We start from the raw sequence: 15,658 nt of genomic DNA, 5'->3' as shown, positions 1-15,658 counted from the left end.
CACCAGGGGCGGATGTCCCGATGTGGCGGGACCGCGCCGTCCGGTTCAGCCTTCGAGCTTCTTGGCCCCGAGCATGTCCTTGAGCAGTTCGAACGCCACGTCTTCCGGGTCGCGGCGAGTCGCGGGGTCGGCGGGTTCCGCCGCCTCCTTGAACATCTCTTCTTCGTCCTCGGGTGTGGAGACGGGCGGCGTCGACGCCGAAGCCTCGTAGTCGATCGGCCCGGGATCGTCCGGGTAGTCCGGTGCCTCCGGCGGCGGAATGTCGTCGTCCGGTTCGGACGACGGACGTGCCTGCGCCGCACCCGGACCCGCATCGGTGCTCCGTGCGTCGGACTGCTGCTGCGGGCGCTGCGCAGCCCGCTCCTGGCTGGGCCGGGAGAACCGGGGTGCGCCTGCAGGCTTCGTCGGCGCCGCGGCAGCCTTCGCGGCCGGTGGGGGCGGCGCCGTCGGGGCACCGGCCTGATACTCCACTTCCCAGGTGCCGCCGAACATCTCGGACAGCACCTCGGTGATCACCTGAGCGTTGTGCGGCGACGCGATCCGAGCGCCCAGATTGGGGACCGGGTGCGCCAGGATCAGGCGGTTGCCTTGCACGTCGTGCACCGTGGCGGCGGACAACATCGCGGGCAGGATCTTGTTCCGCTGGCTTACCTTCTCGCGCAGCGAATTCCAGGCCTCGCGCAGGACCGCAGCATCCGGACCCGCGGATGCGGCGGGTGCCGCCTCCACCTCGGGTGCGAGCGGCGGCTCCGGCTCCGGTTCGGGAGTCGGCTCCGGCGCAGGAGTGGGAGCGGGAGCGGGTTCCGGCTCGGGTGCAGGAGTCGGCGCGGGTTCGGGTGCCGGCTCGGGCACGGGCCGCGGCGTCGGCTCGGGTGCCGGCTCCGGAACGGGTGTCGGCTCGGGCTGAGGCGTCGGCTCCGGTTCGGGAACGGGGGCGGGCGCGGGCTCCGGAACAGGCCGCGGCATCGGCTCGGGTTCCGGCTCGGGCGGCGGCGGCACGGTGGCCGCCGCGGCCTGGCGCATCGACGGTCGCTGGAACTTCGGCTCGGGTTCCGGTTCGGCGGGCGGTTGCGGCGCGCGCTCCGGTGCCGCGGCGGGCCGCTCGGCTGCGGCGGCGACCGGCGCGGAGCCTGCGGGCGGAAGTCCGCGCTCGACGCGTTCGAGCCGCTGCAGCACGGCCGACTCCGCATCGGACGCGGACGGCAGCAGCATCCGGGCGCACATCACTTCGAGCAGCAGGCGGGGGGCCGTGGCGCCGCGCATCTCGCCGAGACCGGCGTGGATCACCTCGGCGTAGCGGGTGAGCGTCGCGGGACCGATCCGCTGGACCTGGGCGCGCATGTGCTCGAGCACGTCGCCGGGTGCATCGACGAGGCCGCGTTCGGCGGCGTCGGGGACGGCCTGCATCAGGATGAGGTCGCGGAGGCGCTCGAGCAGGTCGACGGCGAAGCGCCGCGGATCGTGCCCGGCGTCCATGACGCGGTCGACCGTCCCGAACAGTGCGGCACCGTCGCCGGTGGCCAGCGCGTCCACGGCGTCGTCGATCAGCGCGACGTCGGTGACGCCGAGCAGCGCGAGCGCGCGCGGGTAGGTGACGCCCTCGTTGCCGGCGCCGGCGAGGAGTTGGTCGAGGATGCTCAGCGAGTCACGCGGGGACCCGCCGCCGGCACGGATGACCAGCGGATACACCGGGTCGGCGACCGGCACGCTCTCCTGCTGGCAGATCTTCTCCAGCAACCCGCGCATCGTCGTCGGCGCGAGCAGCCGGAACGGGTAGTGATGGGTGCGCGAACGGATGGTCGGCAGCACCTTCTCGGGTTCGGTGGTCGCGAAGATGAAGATGAGGTGCTCCGGCGGCTCCTCCACGATCTTGAGGAGGGCGTTGAAACCCGCCGTGGTGACCATGTGGGCCTCGTCCACGATGAACACCCGGTACCGGGACTCGGCAGGCGCGTAGAACGCGCGGTCGCGCAGTTCACGGGTGTCGTCGACGCCACCGTGGCTGGCCGCGTCGAGTTCGGTGACGTCGAGGTTGCCCGAGCCGCCGGGGCCGAGCGCCACGCACGAGGGGCACTGGCCGCACGGCGTCGAGGTCGGGCCCTCCACGCAGTTCAGCGATCGGGCCAGGATGCGGGCAGACGACGTCTTGCCACAGCCGCGGGGACCGGAGAACAGATACGCGTGGTTGATCCGTCCGGCGTCGAGAGCGGTGCTCAGTGGTTCGGTGACGTGCTCCTGCCCCACCACCTCGGCGAAGGATGCGGGTCGGTACTTCCGGTACAGGGCCACGCGGAAAGACTACCGGCGGTCCCCGACAGTCCGGCCCGGGTGGTCGAAGCGCCTGCTCGGCACCCGCTCGGGGCCCTACTCACAAGCAGAAATCCGGACCTGACCGGATTGCGTAACACGTTCGCAACGCATCGGCATCACCGTTGAAACGGCCCGCGGCCATCGTGAATTTCCGCACCTGGTTTCGTCCGGGTGTGTGAGGAGAATGTCGTGCCTGCAATCGACGCCGGAGCAACCGCCTGGCTTCTGATCAGTACCGCGCTGGTCCTGCTGATGACCCCGGGGCTCGCCCTGTTCTACGGCGGGATGGTCCGCTCCACCGGCGTACTGAACATGATCATGATGAGCTTCGTGTCGATCGCACTCGTCACGGTCGCCTGGCTGGTGGCCGGGTACTCCCTCATCTTCGGCGACGACATCGGGGGCGGACTGATCGGCGGGCTCGAGCACCTGGGGATGGCGGGCATCGACCCGACCACCGTCCACGGGCAGGTCCCCGAGATCCTGTTCGCCACGTTCCAGCTGACATTCGCGATCATCACCGCCGCGCTGATCAGCGGTGCGATCGCCGACCGGGCCAAGTTCTCGGCCTGGATGATCTTCGTGCCCGTCTGGGCCCTCGTCGTCTACGCGCCCGTCGCGCACTGGGTGTGGAACCCGCAGGGCTGGATCGCGCAGTTCGGCGCCCTCGACTACGCGGGCGGACTGGTCGTCGAGATCGTGTCCGGCGCGTCGGGCCTGGCGTTGGCCCTGGTCCTGGGCCCGCGGCTCGGATTCAAGTCCGAGTCGATGCGGCCCCACAACCTTCCGCTGGTGCTGCTCGGTGTCGGCCTGCTCTGGTTCGGCTGGTTCGGTTTCAACGCGGGTTCCGCTCTCGCCGCCGACGGCACGGCCGCCGCGATCTTCCTGAACACCCTCGTCGCCGGGTGCACCGGCCTGCTCGGCTGGCTCCTCGTCGAGCAGAAGCGCGACGGTCACCCCACGACGTTCGGTGCGGCGTCCGGCGTCGTCGCCGGGCTGGTCGCGATCACCCCGTCCTGCGGCACGGTGAGCATGGTCGGCGCGGTGATCGTCGGCGCAGTGGCCGGTGTGGTCTGCTCGTTCGCCGTCGGCTGGAAGTTCCGCCTCGGATACGACGACTCGCTCGACGTCGTCGGTGTCCACCTGATGGGCGGCATCGTCGGCACGATCCTGATCGGACTGCTGGCCACCGAGGTGATGACGGGCGGAGCCGAAGGCCTCCTGTACGGGGGCGGGTTCGCGCAACTCGGCAAGCAGGTGCTGGCCGTGGTGGTCGTCGCCCTGTACGCGTTCGGTGTGACGTACGGGCTGGGCAAGCTGATCGACCGGATCTTCGGGTTCCGGGTGAGCGCCGAGGACGAGTCCTCCGGCATCGACCTCGCGCTGCACGCCGAATCGGCGTACGAACACGGTGTGCTCGGCCACGGACCCCTCGGCGGCGGCCAGGGCAACAGCGTCTTTCCGTGGATGCACGAGGCCGAACGCAGGCGGCAACTCGACGCGGAACGGAAGCAGGACCGAGACGACACGGAGTAGCGGCGGCTACTTTTTGACGACACGGAGTAGCGGCGGCTACATCTTCTTCGCTGCCGCCGCCTTCTTCGCGTCTGCCTTCGCGGCCTTCTTGAACTCGCGGACCTCGTGGAGACTCTTGTCGTCGACGACGTCCGCGATCGAACGCCGGGACCCCTCGGTGCCGTAGTCGCCTGCTGCTTCGCGCCAGCCCTTCGGCTCGACTCCGATCTGCTTGCCGAGCAGCGCCAGGAAGATGCGGGCCTTCTGGTCGCCGTACCCCGGGAGCGCCTTCAACCGTTTCAGCACTTCTTTGCCGTCGGGGTCGCCGCTCGTCCACAGCGCCTCGACGCTGCCGTCGTAGTTCTCGACGAGGAACGCGCACAACGACTGGATGCGGGTGGCCATCGATCCGGGGAACCGGTGGACGGCGGGGGTCTGTGAGCAGACGGCCGCGAACGCTTCCGGATCCATCTCCGCGATGCGGTGCACTTCGAGGCCGCCGATCCGGTCGTCGAGTTTCTTGGGGCCCGCGAACGCCGTCTCCATCGGAACCTGCTGATCGAGCAGCATCCCGATGAGCAACGCCAGCGGATCACTCGCGAGGAGTGCGTCGGCGTCCGGATCCCCTACCAGGTTCAGCGTGCGTGCCATGGTTCGATCCTGCCATCCCGCGGTGGGGCGGGTGCGCCCTTCACCGCGACGCGCGGTTTATTCACAGAGTTATCCACATCACTGCATTACCGGTGCGTAACCCAGCATCGAGGCGACGCCGGCGACGAGTCCGTCACGCCAGTGCAGCGCGTCGTGACCCCCGCAGAACTCGCGGTAGCGCACGTCGTGGCCGGCGCCGGCCAGCAGGTCGCGGACTTCGCGGTTGGGTTCGACGAGCATCCATTCGAGTGTCCCGACCTCCAGGCTGAACCGACTGCGCGACGGGGCGGCGGCGCGGACGCGGTTCTGGAACGGGACTCCCGGCCCCGATCCGGGCCACCAGAACGACCCGGACAGGCTGACGGCGCACCCGAACACGTGCGGCACCGCCAGCGCGAGGTGGCAGGCCGTCAATCCGCCCAGGCTGCAGCCGGCCACGATCGTCGACGCCGGGTCGTCGGTGACGGCCCGGTCCCGCCGCAGCCACGGGAGCAGTTCGCCGGTGAGACCCGCGGCGAACGCGGGGCTGCAGCCCAGTTCCTCGGATCGCAGTCCGGGTCCGACGCTGTCGACCATCACGACGAGCGGAACCCGGTGACCGGCAGGTCCGAGCGCGTCGACGGCACCTGCGATCGGCAGGTCGACCGCCCACGTCCGGCCGTCGAGCAGCACCACCACCGGACGAGATCCGGCGGCGAGTCCGGGCGGTTCGTAGACCCACACCGACCGTGGTGTGCCCGATAGCGTGAACGTCGTCTCGTGGAGTTCGCCGCGGCCGGGCCGGTCCGTCCACCAGCGCTGCGCGGGCGCCGCGGGCATCACCGCCTCGGAGCAGTCGCCGGCCTGCACCGCTCGGGTGGGCAGCGGGTTGAACGGGTCGGGTCGTGCGCCGGCGAGTATGTTCCGCCACCACTGCCAGCCCGGGGTGCCGTCGCCGGGACGGGTCAGCGGTTCCGTCCGGGGAATGAAACGGTAGGCGCCACGCCAGTTCTCGGGCACCTCGATCGACAGCGACCACAGGTCGGTGCCGGGGAGCCGCGACAGCGCGGCCCGTTCCGGCCGGGATCGGTCGGTGATTCCGTTGGCGTCGAGGTAGACGTGCCGCGTGTGTGACACGCGTTCGTCGCCCTCGGGGTCCCGCCAGCAGAACGTCGCGATCACGCAGCCGCGGTCGGCCCCGTCGCGTTCGACGAGGGGGCTGCCCGCTGCGGCGAGGCGGTCCCAGAACGCGGGGACGTCGTCGGGTGCCAGGTCGTCGATCGCCCGCGTGCGCACGACGCGGCGCTCCGGTCCTGGCACCCGTTTCAGCATCCACTTCCCCATTCGAATATAGGTAACGCTACCCTAAGTCACATTCCTTACCCGTGCGAAAGAGAGTCCCGCCGTGAAACTTCGTCGCTCACTGGCAGCCCTCGCTGTCCTCGCCTTCGGGATCGGCGCGGCCGCGTGCTCGTCCGATCCCGCTACCGAGTCCGCGACCACCGGCAACCCCGCAGCGCCCGACCAGAGCTGGCCGCGCACCGTCACCGACGAGACGGGCAGCGTCACGATCGAACACAAGCCCGAGCGAATCGTGTCGACCAGCGTCACACTCACCGGCTCGCTGCTCGCCCTCGACGCACCCCTCATCGGCACCGGCGCGCAGCGACCGAGCGACGTGACCGACGAGAACGGCCTGTTCACGCAGTGGGCGGACATCGCCGCCGAGCGTGGCGTCGACACGCTCTACCAGGGCGAACCCAACGTCGAGAAGATCACCGCCGCCGATCCGGACCTCATCTTCGTGTCCGCCACGGGCGGCGACTCGGCAGTCGATCAGGTGGACACGCTGAGGCAGATCGCGCCCGTCGTGGTGCTGCGGTACGACGACAAGTCGTGGCAGGACCTCAGCGGTCGGATCGCGGCGGCCATCGGGGCCGAGGAGCAGGCCGAAGCCCTCGTCGCGAAGTTCGACCGGCAACTCGACGACGCCAAGTCGGCACTCGGCGACAAGGTCGCCGCCGCGAACCCGGTGAACGTGCCCGCCTACAACTCGCCCGAGGAGTCGCGGATGTTCACCGCCGAATCGGCGCAGGGCATTCTGCTGGAACGCCTCGGATTCTCGCTCGCCGAGCTGCCCGCCGACATCAGCGCAGCCGACAAGGGCATCATGTCCGGCCGCAAGGACGTCGTGCCGGTCGGGCAGGAGAACCTGCCGCGGGCCGTGCCCGGCAACACCACGTTCATCGTGATCGGTGACGCGGCGGACGCCGAGCGGTTCCTCGCCGATCCGACGTTGCAGCAGACCCCGTCCGTGGAGAAGAAGCAGGTGATCGGTCTCGGGAAGGACAGCTTCCGGCTCGACTACTACAGCGCCACCAACCTGATCGACCGGGTCACGAACGCAGTGCGATAGCGCTCGGTCCGTGTCGGCGCGGCCCGTACCGGGTACCTCTACGTCAAGGGACTCCGGTCCATACACACGACACCGAAGGACATCCGATGGCCCAGGACGGAACGAATCGAGCCAGCGGGATGAGCCGTGCCGTGGACAGGGCAACCGACAGCACCACTTTCGAACGGGTCGCGCGGGCGGGCCACGTGATGAGCGGCTTCGTCCACCTGCTGATCGCGTACATCATCGTTCAGCTGGCGTTCGGCAGCGGCGGCAACGCCGATCAGTCCGGGGCCCTCGGCACGCTGGCCGCCGAGCCCGGCGGCCGGTTCGCGCTGTGGGTGGCGATGGTCGCGTTCATCGCGATGGCGCTGTGGCGGCTCGCCGAGACCGTTCTCGGCCCGCACGCCACCGAGAAGTCCGACGACGACACGTCGCTGCTCGACCGTGCGAAGGCGTTCGGTCTGGCCGTCGTCTACTTCGCGTTCGCCTTCTCGGCCTACCAGTTCGCGAGTGGTGGCGGGAAATCGAGCGGACAGCAGAACGCCGGAATGAGCGCACGCCTCATGGAGTCCGGGGGCGGCAAGTTCCTGCTCGTGGTGGTGGGTCTCGTCGCCATCGCGATCGGCGGGTACCACGTCTACAAGGGCGCGTCGAAGAACTTCCTGGACGACCTGAAGGGCACCCCGTCGAAACTCGTCGAGCCCCTCGGAGTGGTCGGCTACGTGGCCAAGGGCCTCGTCATCGCGGGCGCGGGCCTGCTGGTGATCGTGGCGGTCTTCAACTCCGACCCGTCCAAGGCCACCGGCCTCGACGGCGCGGTGAAAACCCTCGGCTCGGCGCCGTTCGGGCAGTTCCTGCTGGTCCTCGCCGCGCTGGGCATCGCCGCGTACGGGCTGTACAGCTTCGTGATGGCGCGCTACGCCAGGATGTAGAGACACCTCCGGCCGCGCACCCGAGACAGGTGAGCGGCCGGAGGTCTGCTGCTAGGACTTCGGCAGGTCCAGGCGTGATTCGGTGGCCGCGAGCAGCACGCACGTCGCGACGCCGTTCATCGACTTGTCCAGATCCTCCATCGAGGGGAAGCTCGGCGCGAGCCGGATGTTCTTGTCTTCCGGGTCGATTCCGTACGGGAACGCCGATCCCGCGGCGGTGAGCGCGATCCCCGCGTCCTTCGCCAGGGCGATGACGCGCTTCGCGGTGCCCTCGACGACGTCCAGGCTGATGAAGTATCCGCCCTTCGGCTCCGTCCACGACGCCACCTTCGACGCCCCGAGACGGTCCTCGAGGATCTTCAGGACGAGCGCGAACTTCGGCGCCAGGATCTCGCGGTGCTTCTCCATATGGGCGCGAACCCCGTCGGCGTCACCGAAGAACCGCAGGTGCCGCAGCTGGTTCAGCTTGTCCGGGCCGATGCTCTTCTTGCCGAGGAACTTCTGGTACCAGGCCAGGTTCGCGGTCGAGGAACCGAAGAAGCTGACGCCCGCACCGGCGAACGTGATCTTCGACGTCGACGCGAACACGAGCGGCCGGTTGGGGTGACCCGCCTCCGCTGCCATCCCGAGGATGTCCAGCGACGGCGCCGTCTCGCCGACCAGCGGATGCACCGCGTAGGCGTTGTCCCAGAACAGCCGGAAGTCGGGGGCGGCGGCCGGCATCGACGCCAGCGCCCGCGTGACCTCTTCCGAGTACACCGCGCCCGTGGGGTTGGAGTAGTTGGGAACGGCCCACAGACCCTTGATCTGCGGATCGTTCGCGACGAGCTCGGAGATGACACCGACGTCGGGGCCGTCCGGGCGCATCGGCACCGGGATCATCTCGATGCCGTAGGTCTCGGTGATCCCGAAGTGACGGTCGTAGCCGGGCGCCGGGCACAGGAACTTGACCTTCTCCTCCTGCGACCACGGGCGCGGGGAGTCGGGGGTGCCGTGCAGCAGAGCGAACACGACGTTGTCGTGCATGATCTCGAGGCTGGCGTTGTTGCCGGCGAGCAGGTTCTCGACGGGGATGCCGAGCAGTTCACCGAAGATCGCGCGCAGTTCCGGCAGACCGGTGAGCCCGCCGTAGTTGCGGGTGTCGGTACCGTTGCCGTCGCGGAAGTCGCCGTCACCGGGCAGCGCCAGCAGCGCCGCCGACAGATCCAGTTGCTCGGGCGAAGGCTTGCCGCGGGTGAGGTCGAGCGTGAGCTTCTCCGTCTTCAGCTGCGCGTAGCTCGCAGTCTGGCGCTCATGCTCCGAAAGTAGTTCCTCATGGCTCATCAACCCGATCTGGGTCTGGTTGGTCATCAGGAGCGGCCTCTCACCGACATCGGGGGTCGGGTATGCGAAAGATAGGGGACCCCGCGCACCCGGCAGAGCCCGTTGACCCTTGCTGCCTTCCGGCCCTGGGGGAGTTCACAGGATGCGCGCCGCGCGGGATCCACCACAGAGTGTAGACGGCCCCGAGCCGCTACCGGGATCCACCCCGGCCCGCGCCCGACGCCGCACGTCAGACCACGTCCAGTGCTACGGTCGCCCCCGCATTCGGCCACCGTCGGCAAAGGATCGGGATGAAACTCAGAAGGACAGCACACGCAGCGGCCCTCGCCGTCGTCGTCGCAGCATTGTCGGCGTGCGGCGGGAGCAGCGAAGACGCGGCCACGTCCGATGCGGTCAGCTGGGACGTGGCCGAGCCGTGCTCGCTCGCGGACGACGCGACGCTCGCACCGCTCCTGACGGCAGGCGCCGGCGAGGGCACAGCCACCGACAGTCCGGAACGTCGCGCGTGCACGTGGGGCAAACCGGAGGCGCTGAACACTGTGACCGTCACCACCACGAGCGCGCCGGAACCGGTCGACGCCCTGCGCACGATCGACGTCGGCGGACTCGAGGGCCGGGCGCTCGCCGAGAGCAAGTACCAGTGCATCCTCGAGGTCACCACCGACGCGGGCACGCTGTCGATCGAGTCGAAATTCGGCCTGGACGCAACTGCGAACCCGGACACGTCCTGCGACCGGTCCGTGCCCCTCGCCGAGCACGCCCTCGGCCAGCTGAAGTGGGCGTAGAACCGGCGGCCACCTGGCCGTTTAACGGTGAGCCGTCGTCGTTGGGTATGCTCCTCCACGGAGGATTCGCCTAGTGGCCTATGGCGCTCGCCTGGAACGCGGGTTGGGTTAACGCCCTCAGGGGTTCAAATCCCCTATCCTCCGCCACAGGAACCCCTGTGAACCGCTGCAACGTGGTTCGCGGGGGTTTCTTGCATCTCCGGGCAAACCAGGCGGCGCCGCCCTCGGACCGCCGCCTGCAGACCCGTCCGCGCCGAGAATCCCAGGCCACGACAGGCACAACCCGTTATCTTCCTGTTATCGTCTCCGGTGCAGCGTTCGCTGTGCAGTGTCTGTTACGAGATAAAAGGACATTCGGATGGCGATACGTCGCACCCGCGCGCTGATCGTGGGCCTGGTCGCAGTGTTGGCATCGGGCCTCGTGTCCGTACTGGCCGGAACCGGCATCGCGCATGCCGACTCGGCCCTGATCTCGGTGTACTCACCGTCGATGGACAAGGACATTCCCGTCAAGGTGCTCAAGGCCGCGGGTGGCGGTCCCGCGCCGACGCTGTACCTGCTCGACGGTCTGCGCGCGCCGGACGACAACAACGGCTGGCTGATCGAGACCGACGTGGAGAACTTCTTCGCCGGCAAGCACGTCAACGTGGTCATCCCGTTCGGCGGCGGCGGCACCTTCTACTCCGACTGGCTGCGCGACGACCCGAAGCTGGGCCGCGTGAAGTGGGAGACCTTCCTGACCAACGAACTGCCCCCGGTGATGGCTTCGCAGTTCGGCAGCGATGGCGTGAACAACGCGGTCGCGGGTCTGTCGATGAGCGGTACCTCCGCGTTGAACCTCGCCATTCACCGCCCCGACTTCTACAAGGCGGTCGCGTCCTACAGCGGGTACCCAACGGCCAGCTCGCCCGGCTTCGCGCAGGGCATCCAGGTTTCGGTCGCCCAGATGGGCGGCAACGCGCAGAACATGTGGGGCTTCTGGCCGTCCGCAGCCTGGATCCGCAACGATCCGCTGCTCAACGTCGGCGCACTGCGCGGCAAGTCCGTCTACATCTCGTCCGGTGCGGGTTCGGCGGCAGGCGATCCCACCGTCGACCCGGACAGCAAGTCGTTCGACCCGGTGAAGTTCTCGCAGACGGTTCCCCTCGAGACCGCCTCGGGCCTCAGCAGCAAGGTCTTCGTCCCCGCGGCGCAGCGCGCAGGCGCCAAGCTGCAGACGCACATCGCCGACGAGGGCCTGCACACGTGGAACTACTGGCAGGACCGCCTGCACGAGTCCTGGGCCAACACGCTCGCGCCCGCACTCGGCACGTCCTAGTCGAGGCGTTCGCACCTCCTGAACTCCGCCACAGCGGCCCCCGATCTCCGGATCGGGGGCCGCTGTCGTTCGCCGCGGTGTTTGATGTGTGATGTGCCGATCGACGACAGCAGGCAGATGCTCGTGCTGGCGGTGGTGCTGTCCGCGCTGGCCGGCTACGTCGACGCGCTCGGATTCATCACGCTCGGCGGGTTCTTCGTCGCGTTCATGAGCGGCAATCTCACCCGGTTCAGTGTCGGGTTCGCGGACGGGGCGTGGGCGCATGCGCTGACGGCCGCCGCGGTGATCGGCACGTTCGTCCTCGGCTGCGCCCTGGGCGCCGTGGTCGTGCACCTGTCCGATCGCAGGCGGCTGCCCGTCCGGACGACGGTGCTCGCCGTCGTGTCCGGACTTCTCATCGCAGGCGCCGTCGCCGCGACCGTCGGGGCGAGCACCGTGGCCGTCGGCGCGATGCTGCTCGCCATGGGCGCGGAGAACTCCTTCTTCCAGAAGGACGGCGAGGTCACCATCGGCCTCACCTACATGACGGGCGCCCTCGTGAAGATGGGCCACCGGCTTGCCGCGGCGCTGTTCGGCGGGCCGCGGTGGGCGTGGCTACGACATTTCGCGCTGTGGGCGGGCCTGGTGGCAGGAGCGGTGACGGGCGCTCTCTCGCACCACTGGATCGGGTTGGACGCCCTGTGGTTCGCCGCCGGACTGTCGGCGGCGCTGACCGTCACCGTCCATCTGCGGATCGACCGCGCTACTCGCCGCCCGCAGTTGTCGTGACCGGGTTGCCTGCGGAGTCGAGGGTCCACCACACGCTGCCGACCGCCTGCCCGTATGCGTCACCGGGTTCGTTGTCATCCTTGTACCGGTACACGGGTCGCCCGTTCACGGTGAGCTGATGGGTGCCGTCCGCCGCGGGGATGGTGTCGATGACGACTTCCTTCAGCCCCTGCACCGTCGGGTTCTCGGTGACGGCGGTGACCGGCGGCCACGACTGCAGGCACGTGTCGCGGCACGAACTGGCACCGGAGCCGACCTCGTCCTTGTCGTACACGTAGACCGTCATCCCGCCTTCGTCGACCATCACCTCGCCGAGCGTCGTCGGTCCCATCTTCAGGACGGGTGTTCCGGGCGCGGCGGGTGGGGACGTCGGCGTCGGGGACACCGGGGCGTTGCCGCCCGTGTCGCCGGAATCCGTGCGGTCGTAGGCGCAACTCGAGAAGGTCAGGCTGACGGCGGCGATCGCTGCCAGCGCCCATGTTCGTCTCATGGAGTCCTCGTTCTCTGTGACGGCGTAGTGGCGGGCCTCCTGGGGAACCTCTGCGGACCCGTACATACAGTTCACCTCGAGTTGCGTGCCGGTGCGGGCACTTCGGGCGATGTGACGGGCCCGCACGTGTCGGTACCCGTCATTAGGCTCCTGTGCATGGGCTGGTACACGCCGACCTCGTCGGCACCCGACCTTGCCGGCACGCTCGTGTGCGGGTGGTCCGCGCGCACGCAGGGCGAGCATCTGCTGGTGCCGGACGCGTGCATGGACATCCTGTGGATCCGGGGTGTGGGGATCCGGGTGTGCGGTCCCGAGACCACGGCCTGGTCGTTCACGCTGCCGCCGGGCACCGAATCCGTCGGCGTCCGTTTCCGTCCCGGCGCCGGCTCGCATCTGCTGCGGACGTCGGCGGCCGAGGTCCGCAACATCCGGGTCGGCCTCGGCGACGTACTCGGGTCCACGTGGGAACGGACACTGACCGACCGGCTCGACAACGCGCCCGGCCACGCGGAACGAATCGCCCTGTTCGAGAACGCCGTGCGCGCGTGGCGGAGCCGCGGGCCGGAGGCCGACCCGCTGATCGGCACCGTGCGGCGGGCCCTGGCCCGGCAGTCGTGGAACGTGGGCGCGCTCGCCGACGCCGCCTCCGTCACGGAGCGGCAACTGCAGCGGCGATGCAACGACGCGTTCGGATACGGTCCCGCGACGCTCCGCGGAATCCTGCGGCTGCAACGGTTCATGGCGCTCGCGCAGTCGGGGACCCGGACGGGTCTCGCCGCACTCGCCGCCACCGCCGGCTACAGCGACCAGGCGCACCTGTCGCGGGAATGCCGGCGGATCTCCTCGCTCACCCCGTCCGAGCTCCTCGCCAGCGAGGCCCCCGACTGGCACGGAAACGAATCCGTCGTCGATGTCGGAAATGTTCAAGCCGTCGGGCCCCGGACGGGGGAAGAATCGGCAGCATGACCTCGACAACCGAAACCCCCGCAGCCCACTACCGCGACCTCGCCGCGAAGTTCACGAAGCGCGTCGAATCCGTGCCCGCCGCACGCTGGGACGACGCGTCTCCGTGTGACGGCTGGACGGCCCGCGACGTCGTGCGGCACGTGATCGACACGCAGCGCTACATCGTCACCGTCGTCGATCTGGAACTGCCGGAGCCGCCGTCCGTCGACGAAGACCCGGTTGCCGCGTGGGCGGCAACGCGCGACGGCATGCAGGAGATCCTGGACGATCCGGCCAAGGCGGGCCGCGAGTACGACGGGCATTTCGGCCGCACCGAACTCGGCAAGACCGTCGACAGCTTCTACTGCTTCGACCTGGTGGTGCACGGCTGGGACCTCGCGCGGGCCACCGGCCTCGACGAGACCATCCCTGCCGACGACCTGACCTGGGTGGGTGGCGTCGCGGAGCAGCTGGGCGACAACATCCGCACGGCCGGAGTGTGCGGCCCGGCCGTGGACGTCCCCGCGGACTCCGACGAGCAGACCCGGGTCCTGGCCTTCCTCGGCCGCAAGGCCTGACGGTCCTTCCACCTCACCCCTGCCCGGCCGCGCTTGTAACCTCGAGTCATGAGCGTGCCGGGCAGGATCGCCGCGCTGACGGCGGTGTCACTGGCCGCGGCGCTGCTCGGCGGTGACGTGGTCGCGGTGGCCGATCCCGAACCCCGGGGTGCGTCCGGACTGCCCGCCCGCGGCCTGGTCACGTCGGCGCCGCTCACGTCGGCGCTGATGTTCGCCGGGACCTCCGGCGAGGCCACCCCGTCGCAGCGGGTTCCGGGTGCGGAGTCGGACGGGATGTCGGCCACCGGTCACGACTTCGGCGAATACCCGTACATGCGGTACGAGGTCCGGTTCGGTCCGGACACCGCGGGCTCGGATGTGACGTGGCACGGACGTTCGGTGAATCTCGACGACCTCGCGATGCACGTGTGGGACGAGGAAACGCAGAGTTGGGGTGAGCCGGTCGCGACAGCGCAGCCGTCCGAGCCTGGCGGCCCGGTCACGCTGACCACCCGGATCGAGGGCGAGGACGCCGCGCAGATCCTCGTCATCGACAGCCCGCGACAGGACCGGAGTTTCCGCGAGGCCAACGCGACCGCCGACCAGCAGTTCGCCGACCCGGACACGTACGACTTCGCGTTGCAGCACATCACCGACACCCAGTACGTGTCCCGGGACCGGCCCGAGGTGTATTTCGACATGACCCGCTGGACCGCGGAGAACGCCGCCGAACGCAAGATCGCGTATTCGATGCACACCGGCGACCTCGTCCAGAGCTGGATACGTCCGGGGGCGCCCGAGTCCCGCGCGCGCCCCGAGTTCGAGGTGGCGGACCGCGCGATGGCGACGCTCGAGGACGCCGGAGTCCCGTACGGGGTCCTGCCCGGCAACCACGACAACCTGTGGAACGTGGGCGGACGGCTCATTCCCGGCGAGCACGAGAAGAACCACGCCCTCTACAACGAGTTCTTCGGTCCGTGGCGGTTCCGCGACCGGCCGTACTGGGGTGAATCCGTCACGGACACGGACAATTCGGCGCACTACGACCTGCTCGACATCGCCGGCGCGAAATTCCTGATGCTCTACATCGGCTACAACCCGCCCGAGCACGTCCTGCAGTGGGCCGAGGACGTGCTGGCCGCCCACCCGGACCGCAACGTGGTGATCGGCAGCCACTACTACCTGGACGAGGACGGCTCGCTGCGGATGAGCGGGTTCGGCGACATCGGTACCAGTGCCGGCCAGCAGATCTGGAACCGGCTCGTCGTCCCGTTCGACACGGTGTTCCTGGTCCTCGCGGGGCACGTCGACGGGCAGACGACGGTCACCGACCGGACGGTGGGCGACACCGACCGGAAGGTCGTGGAGTTGCTGGCCGACTACCAGTACTTCACGGTGAACGGTCTCCGCGAGACCGGCTTCCAGCGACTGCTGCAGTTCGACGTCGACGGTGGAACCCTCGCGGTCACGACGCACTCCCCGACCCTGGACAGCTTCCGGGTGGAGGACTTCGATCCGCAGCGCCGCTACGCGGCCGGTGACGGCGACTTCGTCACCGACATGGAATTGCGGGCCGACCTGCCGCGCGCCGTCATCCCCGCGCCCTGAGATGGAGTCGATCAGCTGCGCGACAACCGGCACGTCGTCCGGGCCGCGACGGACGAACTGATGCACGCCCTCATGACGC

Annotated in this window: 14 protein-coding genes, 1 tRNA gene and 1 other RNA gene; 10 read left to right on the top strand and 6 right to left on the bottom strand. The window is 69.3% G+C overall.

Annotation, left to right across the window (positions count from 1 at the left end):
* Window positions 1–45: 45 nt before the first annotated feature.
* Window positions 46–2,289, bottom strand: coding sequence for a DNA polymerase III subunit gamma and tau (locus JWS14_RS22880; protein WP_206014437.1), 2,244 nt, complete (start codon window positions 2,287–2,289; stop codon window positions 46–48).
* Window positions 2,290–2,499: 210 nt separating this feature from the next.
* Between JWS14_RS22880 and JWS14_RS22875 the strand changes: the two genes are divergently transcribed.
* On the top strand, window positions 2,500–3,846 hold the full coding sequence (locus JWS14_RS22875; protein WP_072938252.1) for an ammonium transporter: 1,347 nt from the start codon (window positions 2,500–2,502) through the stop codon (window positions 3,844–3,846).
* Window positions 3,847–3,882: 36 nt separating this feature from the next.
* On the opposite strand, the gene JWS14_RS22870 is transcribed toward JWS14_RS22875, so the two are convergent.
* Window positions 3,883–4,476: an HhH-GPD-type base excision DNA repair protein gene (locus tag JWS14_RS22870; RefSeq protein WP_072938255.1), complete on the bottom strand. Its 594-nt coding sequence runs from the start codon at window positions 4,474–4,476 to the stop codon at window positions 3,883–3,885.
* A 78-nt stretch (window positions 4,477–4,554) separates the two neighbouring features.
* Window positions 4,555–5,787 carry an enterochelin esterase gene (gene fes / locus JWS14_RS22865; RefSeq protein WP_206014436.1) on the bottom strand — a complete coding sequence of 411 codons (1,233 nt, stop codon included), beginning with the start codon at window positions 5,785–5,787 and terminating at the stop codon, window positions 4,555–4,557.
* A gap of 73 nt (window positions 5,788–5,860) precedes the next feature.
* Here fes and fepB point away from each other — a divergent pair, with 73 nt between their 5' ends.
* Together fepB and JWS14_RS22855 are read left to right on the top strand one after the other, a co-directional pair.
* A complete protein-coding gene (fepB, locus tag JWS14_RS22860) occupies window positions 5,861–6,871 on the top strand; it encodes a Fe2+-enterobactin ABC transporter substrate-binding protein (protein WP_206014435.1) in 1,011 nt (336 codons plus the stop codon).
* 86 nt (window positions 6,872–6,957) lie between these two features.
* Window positions 6,958–7,785: a DUF1206 domain-containing protein gene (locus tag JWS14_RS22855; RefSeq protein WP_072938260.1), complete on the top strand. Its 828-nt coding sequence runs from the start codon at window positions 6,958–6,960 to the stop codon at window positions 7,783–7,785.
* Between the two features lie 51 nt (window positions 7,786–7,836).
* Here the strand turns inward: JWS14_RS22855 and JWS14_RS22850 are convergent, their stop codons facing one another.
* Both JWS14_RS22850 and ffs read right to left on the bottom strand, forming a co-directional pair.
* Window positions 7,837–9,135, bottom strand: a complete 1,299-nt coding sequence (locus JWS14_RS22850) for an aspartate aminotransferase type Ic (RefSeq protein ID WP_206014434.1) — start codon at window positions 9,133–9,135, stop codon at window positions 7,837–7,839.
* A gap of 43 nt (window positions 9,136–9,178) precedes the next feature.
* An RNA gene (gene ffs / locus JWS14_RS22845) (signal recognition particle sRNA small type) lies at window positions 9,179–9,273 on the bottom strand.
* 125 nt (window positions 9,274–9,398) lie between these two features.
* Between ffs and JWS14_RS22840 the strand changes: the two genes are divergently transcribed.
* The 4 genes from JWS14_RS22840 (at window position 9,399) to JWS14_RS22825 (ending at window position 11,979) form a co-directional block, all read left to right on the top strand.
* Window positions 9,399–9,893, top strand: a complete 495-nt coding sequence (locus tag JWS14_RS22840; RefSeq protein WP_206014433.1) for a DUF3558 family protein — start codon at window positions 9,399–9,401, stop codon at window positions 9,891–9,893.
* Window positions 9,894–9,952: 59 nt separating this feature from the next.
* A tRNA-Ser gene (locus JWS14_RS22835) sits at window positions 9,953–10,040 on the top strand.
* Between the two features lie 211 nt (window positions 10,041–10,251).
* Window positions 10,252–11,211: an alpha/beta hydrolase gene (locus JWS14_RS22830; RefSeq protein ID WP_095862900.1), complete on the top strand. Its 960-nt coding sequence runs from the start codon at window positions 10,252–10,254 to the stop codon at window positions 11,209–11,211.
* A gap of 84 nt (window positions 11,212–11,295) precedes the next feature.
* Window positions 11,296–11,979 (top strand): YoaK family protein, encoded by a 684-nt coding sequence (locus JWS14_RS22825; protein WP_206014432.1) that lies wholly within the window; start codon window positions 11,296–11,298, stop codon window positions 11,977–11,979.
* Here JWS14_RS22825 and JWS14_RS22820 read toward each other — a convergent pair.
* Complete coding sequence (locus JWS14_RS22820; protein ID WP_241031443.1) at window positions 11,954–12,535, bottom strand: COG4315 family predicted lipoprotein; 582 nt, start codon at window positions 12,533–12,535, stop codon at window positions 11,954–11,956. The two genes, JWS14_RS22825 and JWS14_RS22820, sit on opposite strands and share 26 nt — an antisense overlap.
* 90 nt (window positions 12,536–12,625) lie before the next feature.
* Here JWS14_RS22820 and JWS14_RS22815 point away from each other — a divergent pair, with 90 nt between their 5' ends.
* From JWS14_RS22815 to JWS14_RS22805, 3 genes are read left to right on the top strand one after another with little or no spacing between them, the layout of a single operon-like run.
* Window positions 12,626–13,435 (top strand): helix-turn-helix domain-containing protein, encoded by an 810-nt coding sequence (locus JWS14_RS22815; RefSeq protein WP_206014431.1) that lies wholly within the window; start codon window positions 12,626–12,628, stop codon window positions 13,433–13,435.
* A complete protein-coding gene (locus JWS14_RS22810) occupies window positions 13,432–13,992 on the top strand; it encodes a TIGR03086 family metal-binding protein (protein ID WP_206014430.1) in 561 nt (186 codons plus the stop codon). Before JWS14_RS22815 ends, JWS14_RS22810 begins: the two co-directional genes overlap by 4 nt.
* 48 nt (window positions 13,993–14,040) lie before the next feature.
* Entirely contained in the window at window positions 14,041–15,579 is a 1,539-nt protein-coding gene (locus tag JWS14_RS22805; protein ID WP_206014429.1) for a metallophosphoesterase, read from the top strand.
* The last annotated feature ends 79 nt before the right edge of the window (window positions 15,580–15,658 follow it).

The organism is Rhodococcus koreensis, assembly GCF_017068375.1.
In the GTDB taxonomy this organism is placed as follows: Bacteria; Actinomycetota; Actinomycetes; order Mycobacteriales; family Mycobacteriaceae; genus Rhodococcus_F; species Rhodococcus_F koreensis.
Note: the sequence above shows the minus strand (reverse complement) of the source record. Positions and strands in the feature narration are given on the sequence as shown.

Excerpts from the sequence above, each read along its gene's own strand:
- JWS14_RS22870 (WP_072938255.1), bottom strand. The coding sequence starts at position 4,476 with ATGGCACGCACGCTGAACCTGGTAGGGGATCCGGACGCCGACGCACTC.
- JWS14_RS22820 (WP_241031443.1), bottom strand. The coding sequence starts at position 12,535 with ATGTACGGGTCCGCAGAGGTTCCCCAGGAGGCCCGCCACTACGCCGTC.
- JWS14_RS22840 (WP_206014433.1), top strand. The coding sequence starts at position 9,399 with ATGAAACTCAGAAGGACAGCACACGCAGCGGCCCTCGCCGTCGTCGTC.
- fes (WP_206014436.1), bottom strand. The coding sequence starts at position 5,787 with ATGCTGAAACGGGTGCCAGGACCGGAGCGCCGCGTCGTGCGCACGCGG.
- JWS14_RS22805 (WP_206014429.1), top strand. The coding sequence starts at position 14,041 with ATGAGCGTGCCGGGCAGGATCGCCGCGCTGACGGCGGTGTCACTGGCC.
- JWS14_RS22855 (WP_072938260.1), top strand. The coding sequence starts at position 6,958 with ATGGCCCAGGACGGAACGAATCGAGCCAGCGGGATGAGCCGTGCCGTG.
- JWS14_RS22850 (WP_206014434.1), bottom strand. The coding sequence starts at position 9,135 with ATGACCAACCAGACCCAGATCGGGTTGATGAGCCATGAGGAACTACTT.
- JWS14_RS22810 (WP_206014430.1), top strand. The coding sequence starts at position 13,432 with ATGACCTCGACAACCGAAACCCCCGCAGCCCACTACCGCGACCTCGCC.
- JWS14_RS22830 (WP_095862900.1), top strand. The coding sequence starts at position 10,252 with ATGGCGATACGTCGCACCCGCGCGCTGATCGTGGGCCTGGTCGCAGTG.
- JWS14_RS22825 (WP_206014432.1), top strand. The coding sequence starts at position 11,296 with ATGTGTGATGTGCCGATCGACGACAGCAGGCAGATGCTCGTGCTGGCG.
- JWS14_RS22815 (WP_206014431.1), top strand. The coding sequence starts at position 12,626 with ATGGGCTGGTACACGCCGACCTCGTCGGCACCCGACCTTGCCGGCACG.